Source organism: Actinomycetospora sp., from assembly GCF_055612215.1.
The window spans coordinates 1-7,571 of record NZ_JBVPVA010000750.1 but is presented as its reverse complement, the minus strand read 5'-3'; the positions used below and the strand labels follow the sequence as shown (position 1 = coordinate 7,571).

At 75.2% G+C, this 7,571-nt stretch carries 6 protein-coding genes and 2 pseudogenes; 2 read left to right on the top strand and 6 right to left on the bottom strand.

Features of this window, described 5'->3' with window-relative positions; all coding sequences use genetic code 11:
• A pseudogene (locus AC0CYZ_RS20445) lies at positions 1-295 on the top strand (formaldehyde dehydrogenase, glutathione-independent); the annotation flags it as partial.
• Positions 296-371: 76 nt separating this feature from the next.
• Here AC0CYZ_RS20445 and AC0CYZ_RS20440 read toward each other — a convergent pair.
• The 3 genes from AC0CYZ_RS20440 to AC0CYZ_RS20430 form a co-directional block, all read right to left on the bottom strand.
• Positions 372-1,088: a ZIP family metal transporter gene (locus AC0CYZ_RS20440; RefSeq protein WP_472218659.1), complete on the bottom strand. Its 717-nt coding sequence runs from the start codon at positions 1,086-1,088 to the stop codon at positions 372-374.
• Between the two features lie 9 nt (positions 1,089-1,097).
• Positions 1,098-2,225 (bottom strand): HoxN/HupN/NixA family nickel/cobalt transporter, encoded by a 1,128-nt coding sequence (locus tag AC0CYZ_RS20435; protein WP_472218657.1) that lies wholly within the window; start codon positions 2,223-2,225, stop codon positions 1,098-1,100.
• A 101-nt stretch (positions 2,226-2,326) separates the two neighbouring features.
• Positions 2,327-3,913, bottom strand: coding sequence for a dolichyl-phosphate-mannose--protein mannosyltransferase (locus AC0CYZ_RS20430; RefSeq protein WP_472218661.1), 1,587 nt, complete (start codon positions 3,911-3,913; stop codon positions 2,327-2,329).
• Between the two features lie 99 nt (positions 3,914-4,012).
• Here AC0CYZ_RS20430 and rsmI point away from each other — a divergent pair, with 99 nt between their 5' ends.
• Positions 4,013-4,849: a 16S rRNA (cytidine(1402)-2'-O)-methyltransferase gene (gene rsmI / locus AC0CYZ_RS20425; RefSeq protein WP_472218655.1), complete on the top strand. Its 837-nt coding sequence runs from the start codon at positions 4,013-4,015 to the stop codon at positions 4,847-4,849.
• Between the two features lies 1 nt (position 4,850).
• Here rsmI and AC0CYZ_RS20420 read toward each other — a convergent pair whose 3' ends face one another.
• From AC0CYZ_RS20420 to AC0CYZ_RS20410, 3 genes and pseudogenes are all read right to left on the bottom strand, one after another.
• Positions 4,851-5,783: a quinone oxidoreductase family protein gene (locus AC0CYZ_RS20420; protein ID WP_472218653.1), complete on the bottom strand. Its 933-nt coding sequence runs from the start codon at positions 5,781-5,783 to the stop codon at positions 4,851-4,853.
• 57 nt (positions 5,784-5,840) lie between these two features.
• Positions 5,841-6,668 carry a purine-nucleoside phosphorylase gene (locus tag AC0CYZ_RS20415; protein ID WP_472218651.1) on the bottom strand — a complete coding sequence of 276 codons (828 nt, stop codon included), beginning with the start codon at positions 6,666-6,668 and terminating at the stop codon, positions 5,841-5,843.
• A 23-nt stretch (positions 6,669-6,691) separates the two neighbouring features.
• Positions 6,692-7,571, bottom strand: a pseudogene (locus tag AC0CYZ_RS20410) (hypothetical protein); the annotation flags it as partial.

The following is a 7,571-nucleotide window of genomic DNA, read 5'->3' as shown; positions in this document are numbered from 1 at the left end:
CCTGTACGTCACCGGCGACCCCGGCGCCTCCGACGACGCCGCCAAGGAGGGCAGCCTGTCGATCCGGATCGGACTCGGCTGGGCCAAGTCGCACTCCTTCACCACCGGTCAGTGCCCCGTGATGCGCTACAACCGCCAGCTGATGAACGCGATCCTGCGTGACAAGGTCCAGATCGCGAAGGCCGTCAACGCCACGACGATCACTCTCGACGAGGCACCGCAGGGCTATGCCCAGTTCGACTCCGGCGTGGCGAAGAAGTTCGTCATCGACCCCCACGGCATGGTGAAGGCCTAGCCGCGACAGCAGCGCCACGGCGGCGGCGTCGGCACGGAAGGGACGACGCCGCCCCGGGGCCCCCGCTCCGCGGTGCTCAGCCGATGAGCTCGTCCAGCAGCAGGTAGATCAGGAACCCGACGAAGAACCCGACCGACCCCAGCGCCGTCTCGCCCTGCTCGTGGGCCTCGACGAGCAGCTCCTCGGTCGCCAGGTACATGAAGGCGACCGCCCCGAACGCGAGCACCCCGCCGAGCACCGGCGGCGACGCGTCGACGAGGAGCACCACGCCGACCGCGGTCCCGGCGACCGTGAGCAGCGACAGCGCCGCGGGCGCCACCGCGGTGAGCCGCCGGGACGCGGCCCCCGACATGGAGGCCGAGAGCGAGAGCCCGACGAACAGGTACTCGACGGCGAGCGCGATCGAGAGCAGCAGCCCGGTGGTCCCGCCGGCGGCGAAGCCCGCGCCGAGTACGAGCCCGTCGATGGCGAAGTCGACCCCGGTCGCCACGGCCAGCCCGATCGGCAGCGCCGGACCGTCGTCGGAACGACGGCGCTCGAGCGCGCTGGACAGCCCGCGGAACGAGAACATGACGACGATCCCGGCCGCGAAGCCGGCGATCGCCACGCCGGGCCGCTGGTGCAGCACGCCGGGCAGCAGCTCGATCGCGGCCGCCGCGAACACCACGCCTGCGGCGAAGTGCTGGATGCCGCTGGTCACCCGCCGCCCGGGCGGCCGGATCGCCGCCACCGCCCCCGAGACCCCCGCGGCCACCACGGGGACCAGGGAGAACAGGACCGCCCGCAGGAGCACGCGGGAACGCTAGCCCGGGCGTCGGGGGCTTCGGACGGTGCCGTCGGGTGCCACGACCGCGGCGCCCTCGTGGCGGCGCTCGAAGCCGCCGAGCCGCCAGAGCAGCGCGGCGCCGCCCCAGACGAGGACGAAGAAGCCCACGATGAGGTAGCCGAGCAGCTCGAAGTCGTCGGCGAGCCCGGCGAACCCGGAGAGCGCGGTGACCCCGAGGTCGTCGGACAGCACGCCGGCGAGGTAGACCGCCGCGATGAACCCGGCCACCGTGACCGTCGCGGCCGTGGTGGCGATGTTGTAGAAGAGCCGTCGCGCGGGGCTGCGGTTGGACCACGAGTACGCGACGGACATCAGCAGGCCGTCGGCGGTGTCGAAGGCGCTCATGCCGGCGGCGAAGAGCAGCGGGAGTGTCAGCGCGGCGAGCAGCGGCGCGCCGCCGCCGGTCGCGCCCGCGGTCGAGGCGGTCGACGCGGACAGCGTCAGGAGCGTGACCTCGGAGGCGGTCTCGAGGCCGAGCCCGAAGAGCAGGCCCAGCGGGTACATGTGCCAGGAGTGTTTGATCAGCGACCGGGCCCGCCCGCCGAGGATGCGGTTGACCAGGCCGCGGTTGAGCAGTTGACGCTCCAGCTCGGCCTCGTCCAGCGTCCCCCGCCGGAGCTGGCGCCAGGAGCCGACGATGCCGACGAGCACCATCGCGTTGAGGATCGCGACCAGGCCCAGGAACACCATGGCGACGACCGTGGACACGGCGCCGCCGACCTCGCGGAAGGTGTCGATGCCGCTCGAGCTCGCGAGCCCGGCCGCCAGGGCCACGACCAGGCCGAGGATCACCACCACCGAGGAGTGGCCCATCGCGAAGAAGAAGCCGACCCCGACGGGCCGGCGGCCGCGCTGGACCATCAGCCGCGTGGTGTCGTCGATGGCGGCGATGTGGTCGGCGTCGAAGGCGTGGCGGATACCGAGCACGTACGCGAGCACCCCGGCCCCGGCGAACGCCCCGGCGCCCAGCGGCCCGGAGGTGAGCGAGAGGTAGAGCGTCCAGCCCGCGATGTGGAGCAGGCACACCACGCCGACGATCGCGGAGAGCTGGATGCGCTGGCTGCGGGACCAGCGGCTCCCGGGCACTGCGGCGAGGGTCGTCATCGGCGTCCTCTCGAGGGGTCGGTCGGCCGGCGCCGTACCTCCACATCTCAGCACACGATCAGATATCGGTCACCAGCCGGCGCATCGGGCGCCCGGGGGCCTCAGCGCCAGGAGGGCAGCCAGAGCTCCGCGTTCCACCGGGCGGCCGTGATCGAGGCGCCGACGAGGATCGGCCAGAGCCAGGCGAAGTTCGCCACGACGAGCCCGACGTAGAGCGCGACGACCATCCGCCCCGTCGCGCGCCGCTCCGGCCCCGCGGTGCGCCGCCCGAGGATCTCGCCCAGGACCAGCGTCACCGCCAGCACGAGGAACGGGACCACCGGCGTCATGTAGAAGAAGTACATCTGCCGGTCGATGTCGGTGAACCACGGCAGGATGCCGGCGCCGTAGCCCACGAGCACCGCGGCGTAGCGCCAGTCGCGGCGGGTGATCCAGCGCCATGCCCCCCAACCGAGCACCGGGAAGGCGGTCCACCAGAGGGCGGGGGTGCCGATCGCCATCACCGCGCCGACGCAGTCGTCGGACCCACAGCCGGTCGCCCCCGCGCCCGACTCGTAGTAGTAGAGCATCGGGCGCAGGCCCATCGGCCAGGTCCAGGGCTTCGACTCCCACGGGTGCGGGTTGCCGCGCGGGGTGAACAGCGTCGCGTGGAACTCGAGCACCTTCGAGGAGAAGTAGGCCATCCCGCGCAGCCAGTCGGGCAGCCAGTCCGGGAGCAGCGCGACGAGCGCCACCGAGTCGGCCTTCGCGTCGGTCACGTGCCGGTCGGTGCCGGTCTCCGAGGCCATCCACGGCAGCCAGCTCGCGAGGTAGACCAGGATCGGGATCGCGACGACCGCCCAGACCAGGGGGGCCACGTCGCGCAGCAGCGTCCCCACCCAGGGCCGCGCGACCCCGGCGGCCCGGCGCGCGGCCACGTCGAACCCGATGATCAGGGCGCCGAAGAAGACGATGTAGTAGAGCCCGGACCACTTGCTCGCCAGCGACAGCCCGATGCACAGCCCGGCAGCGAACCGCCACCAGCGCACCCCGAGCCGCGGCCCGAACGGGGTGTCCAGGACCCGCCCCTCGGCGACGACGACGGCCATCCGCCCGCGCACGTCGTCGCGGTCGGCGAGGATCGCGGCGAAGGCGCCGAGGACGAACAGCGTCGGATAGATGTCGATCATTCCGACGCGGCTGGAGACGTGGGAGAGCCCGTCGCAGATCAGCAGGACGCCCGCGACCGCGCCGAGCAGCGTCGAGCGGGTGAGCCGGCGGGCGATGCGGATCACGAGCAGGACGCACAGCGTCCCGGCGAGCGCCGAGACCACCCGCCAGCCGACCGGGTCGTACCCGAAGACCCACTGGCCGAGCGCCATCAGCTGCTTGGACAGCGGTGGGTGCACGACGAGCTCGTAGCCCGGGTTGTCCTCGTAGCCGCCGTTGCGCAGCGCCTGCCAGGTCTGCGGGACGTAGTGCTTCTCGTCGAAGACCGGGGTGCCGTTGTCGGTGGGCCACCCCAGGTCCCACATCCGCACGACGCCCGCCACCAGCGTCAGGACGATCGTGGTGAGCCAGCCGCGCAGCCGGTCGGTCGGCATCGGGCGGCCGATCAGGCTCTCCACGCCGCGCGGGCCGGGGGCGAGGACGCCGCGCGGGTCCGCGCTCGCGCCGGCCCCCGCCCACCCGGACGCGGGCCGATCCAGGGTGCTGCCGGCCGTCACGGGCGCCGATCGTACGGCCCGGGCGGGCGCCGTCGGCGACGGCGCGGACGCCGTCGGTCGACCTGGCCTAGGGTCGCGACCGTGCCCGACGGTGTCCTGCTGCTGGCGGCGACCCCGCTCGGTGACCCCGACGACGCGTCCGCGCGGCTGCGGACCGCGCTCGCGACCGCCGACGTCGTCGCCGCCGAGGACACCCGCCGGCTGGGACGGCTGGCCGCGGCCCTCGGCGTGACGGTCGCCGGCACCGTCGTGAGCTTCTACGAGGACGTCGAGCGGGCGCGCATCCCGCGCCTGGTCGAGGCCGTGCGCGCGGGGTCGACGGTGCTGGTGGTCACCGACGCCGGGATGCCCGTGGTGTCCGACCCCGGCTACCGGCTGGTCGCGGCGTGCGCCGGCGAGGGCCTCACGGTGCGCTGCCTGCCCGGCCCGTCGGCGGTCCTGGCGGCGCTCGCGGTGTCGGGGCTGGCCACCGACCGGTTCTGCTTCGAGGGGTTCGCGCCGCGCACCGACGGCAAGCGTCGCTCGTGGCTGGCGACGCTCGCGACCGAGCAGCGCACGGCGATCTTCTTCGAGTCGCCGCGTCGGCTGGCGTCGTTGCTCGCGGTGGCCGTCGACGTGCTCGGGGCCGAGCGGCCCGCCGCGGTGTGCCGCGAGCTGACCAAGACCCACGAGGAGGTCGTGCGCGGCGGGCTCGGCGAGCTGGCCGCGTGGGCGGGGGAGCGCGACGTGCTCGGCGAGGTGACCGTCGTGCTCGGCGGCGCCGTCCTCGTCGCCCCGGAACCCGACGAGCTCGCCGGCGACGTCCTCGCCCTCGTCGCGGGCGGGCAGCGTCTCAAGGACGCCGCCCGCCGCATCGCGACGGAGCGCGGGGTGTCGACGAAGGCCCTCTACGAGGCCGCGTTGCGCGCGCGGGACTGACTCAGGGCGTCAGCACCAGCTTCCCGCTGACCGCGCCGGTGCGGTTGTCCTCCTGCGCCTTCCCGGCCTGGTCGAGCGGGTAGACGACGACCTCGGGCGCCCGGTAGCGGCCCGCGGCGAGCCCGGCCAGGAAGTCGTCGAGCGCGCCCTCCACCTCGCCGTCGCCGCCGCCGGAGAAGCGCACGCCGTGCTCCTGCGCACCGGCGTAGTCCGCGATGGTGATCACGCGGTCCGCCGACCCGGTGAGCGCGACGAGGTCCCCGAGGTCGCCCTTGCCCGCGGTGTCGAAGGCGGCGTCCACGTGGTCGGTCACCGCGCGGACCCGGTCGGCGAAGCCCTCGCCGTAGAGGACGGGGGTCGCGCCGAGGGCCCGGACGTCGTCCTGGTGGCGCTCGCTCGCGCTGCCGATGACGGTGACCCCGCGCGCCACCGCGACCTGGGTGGCGATCACCCCGACGCCGCCCGACGCGCCCGTGACCACGAGGACCTTCCCGGCCGTGTCGTCGCCCTCGCCGAGGCCGAGCAGGGCGAGGCCGCGGTACGCGGTGGTCACGACCACGGGCAGCGACGCGGCGACCTCCCAGCTCACCCCGGCCGGCTTGGGGGTGAGGCCCGCGGCGTCCGCGAGGGCCTTCTCCGCGTAGGCGCCCCCGCTCGCCCGGCCGAGCACCTCGTCGCCCACGGCGACCCCGGTCACGCCGTCACCGAGGGCCTCGACGGTGCCCGCCAGGTCGACCCCGCCGATCACCGGGCGCTCGGGCGCGTCCGTGGACGCCATGCCCCCGCTGCGGAGCTTCCAGTCGATCGGGTTGACCGACGCGGCGCGGACGGCCAGGCGCACCTGGCCCGGACCCGGCTGCGGGTCCTCACGCTCGACGATCTCCAACACTTCCGGCCCGCCGTAGCGGGCGTACTGCACGGCTCGCGATGTCATGCCGTCGGAACGCCGCGCGCGGTGGACGCATTTCGTCGTCGGGGCGACGACGTCGGTTCACAGGGTGACGAGCCCCCGCAGCAGCTCCCCGGTCCGCGCCGCCGCGGCGTGCACGGCCTCCAGGACCGCGAGGTGGTCGATGCGCTCGTCGGTCGTGCCCGCCGCGGGGTTGCTGACCAGCGCGATCCCCGCGACGCGGGCGCCGGCGGCGCGGGCCGCGATCGTCTCCAGCACCGTCGACATCCCGACGAGGTCCGCGCCGAGGGTCCGCAGCATCCGGATCTCGGCGGGCGTCTCGAAGTGCGGGCCGGGGAGCCCGGCGTAGACGCCCTCGGCCAGCGTCGGGTCGAGGCGGCGGGCGGCCGCGCGCAGGCCCGGGTCGTAGGCGTCGGTGAGGTCGACGAACGCGGGCCCGACCAGCGGGGAGCGGCCGGTGAGGTTGAGGTGGTCGCGGATCAGCACGGGCTGGCCCACCGCGTAGGCGGGGTCGATGCCGCCGGCGGCGTTGGTGAGGACGACGGTGCCCGCCCCGGCCGCGCAGGCCGTCCGGACCGCGTGCACGGCCTGCGCCTCGCCGTGGCCCTCGTAGAGGTGGGTGCGGCCCAGGAGCACGAGCACGGCCCGGCCGTCGACGGTGACCGAGCGGGCCCTCCCGCGGTGGTCCGGCGCGCCGGGCGGGGTGAAGCCCGGCAGCTCGGCGACCGGCACCTCCGCGTCGGCCCGGCCGAGCGCGTCGGCGGCCGGCGCCCAGCCCGAGCCCAGCACCACCGCGACGTCATGGCGCTCGACCCCGGTGCGCCGGGCGAGTTCGGCCGCGGCGGCCCGGGCGGCGGCGTCCGGATCGGTGCGGGGGGTCGGGGCGTGCGGATCGACTGCGGCGCTCATCGCTGCAGCACCCTAGAGAAGGCTCAGACGGGCGGGGTGAAGCTGTCGGCGATCACCGAGAACTGCTGGGAGGCGCCGCCGGGCGCGGTGCTCGGTGCGGTCATGCGCACCACCCACAGGTCCGTGCCCGCCGGGATGAGCCGCGTCCACGTGGTCCGGTCGTCGGTGGTGCCGCTGCGGGCCCGGTAGACGGTCTGCTGCACCGGCTCCGACGCCCCGGGGCGCGGCGGCGCGACGACGGTGAGCGGCTCCACCCTGACCGCGTCGGCCCCGAGCCGGGCGGGCTGGGCGAGCAGCGCGGCGTACCCCGCGGCGCGCTGCGCGGGGTAGAAGCGCACGAGCCGGTCGATGCGGAGCTCGCGGTCCGCGTCGTCGGACACGTAGCGCACCACGATGTCCCCGCCCGGCTGCTGCAGCCGGAACTGCTGCCAGGTGCTCGGGACCAGTGCGGTGAACCCCATCCCGGTGCCGCTGTAGCGGGCGTTGTCGTCGCTGTGGGAGACCATGCGCTCGCCGTCGACCACCGGCCCGTCGGGAGCGAGCGACACCGAGAACGGCGGCTGGCCCCCGATGAGCCGCGCGGCCGCGTACCCGCCGACCAGTCCCGCGAGCGCGAGCACGACGACGAGCACGACGATCCCGACCCGCCGCGACCGGCTCGGCGCCGGCGCCGGGCGTCGCGACGGGGCGAACGGCAACGGGCCCGGGTCGGCGGCCAGTGCCTGCGGCGCGCCCGTGCGCGGCGGCGCGGCCATCGGCGCCCACTGCGGCCGCTGGTAGGGCTGCGACCAGCCGCCCGACGTCGTCGGACCCGGTCGGGGCGCCGGCCGCGCGCTCTCGGGCAGGCGTGGCGTGACCATCGTGGTCTCCGCCGCGGACGGCTCGGGAACCGCGTTCCCCGAC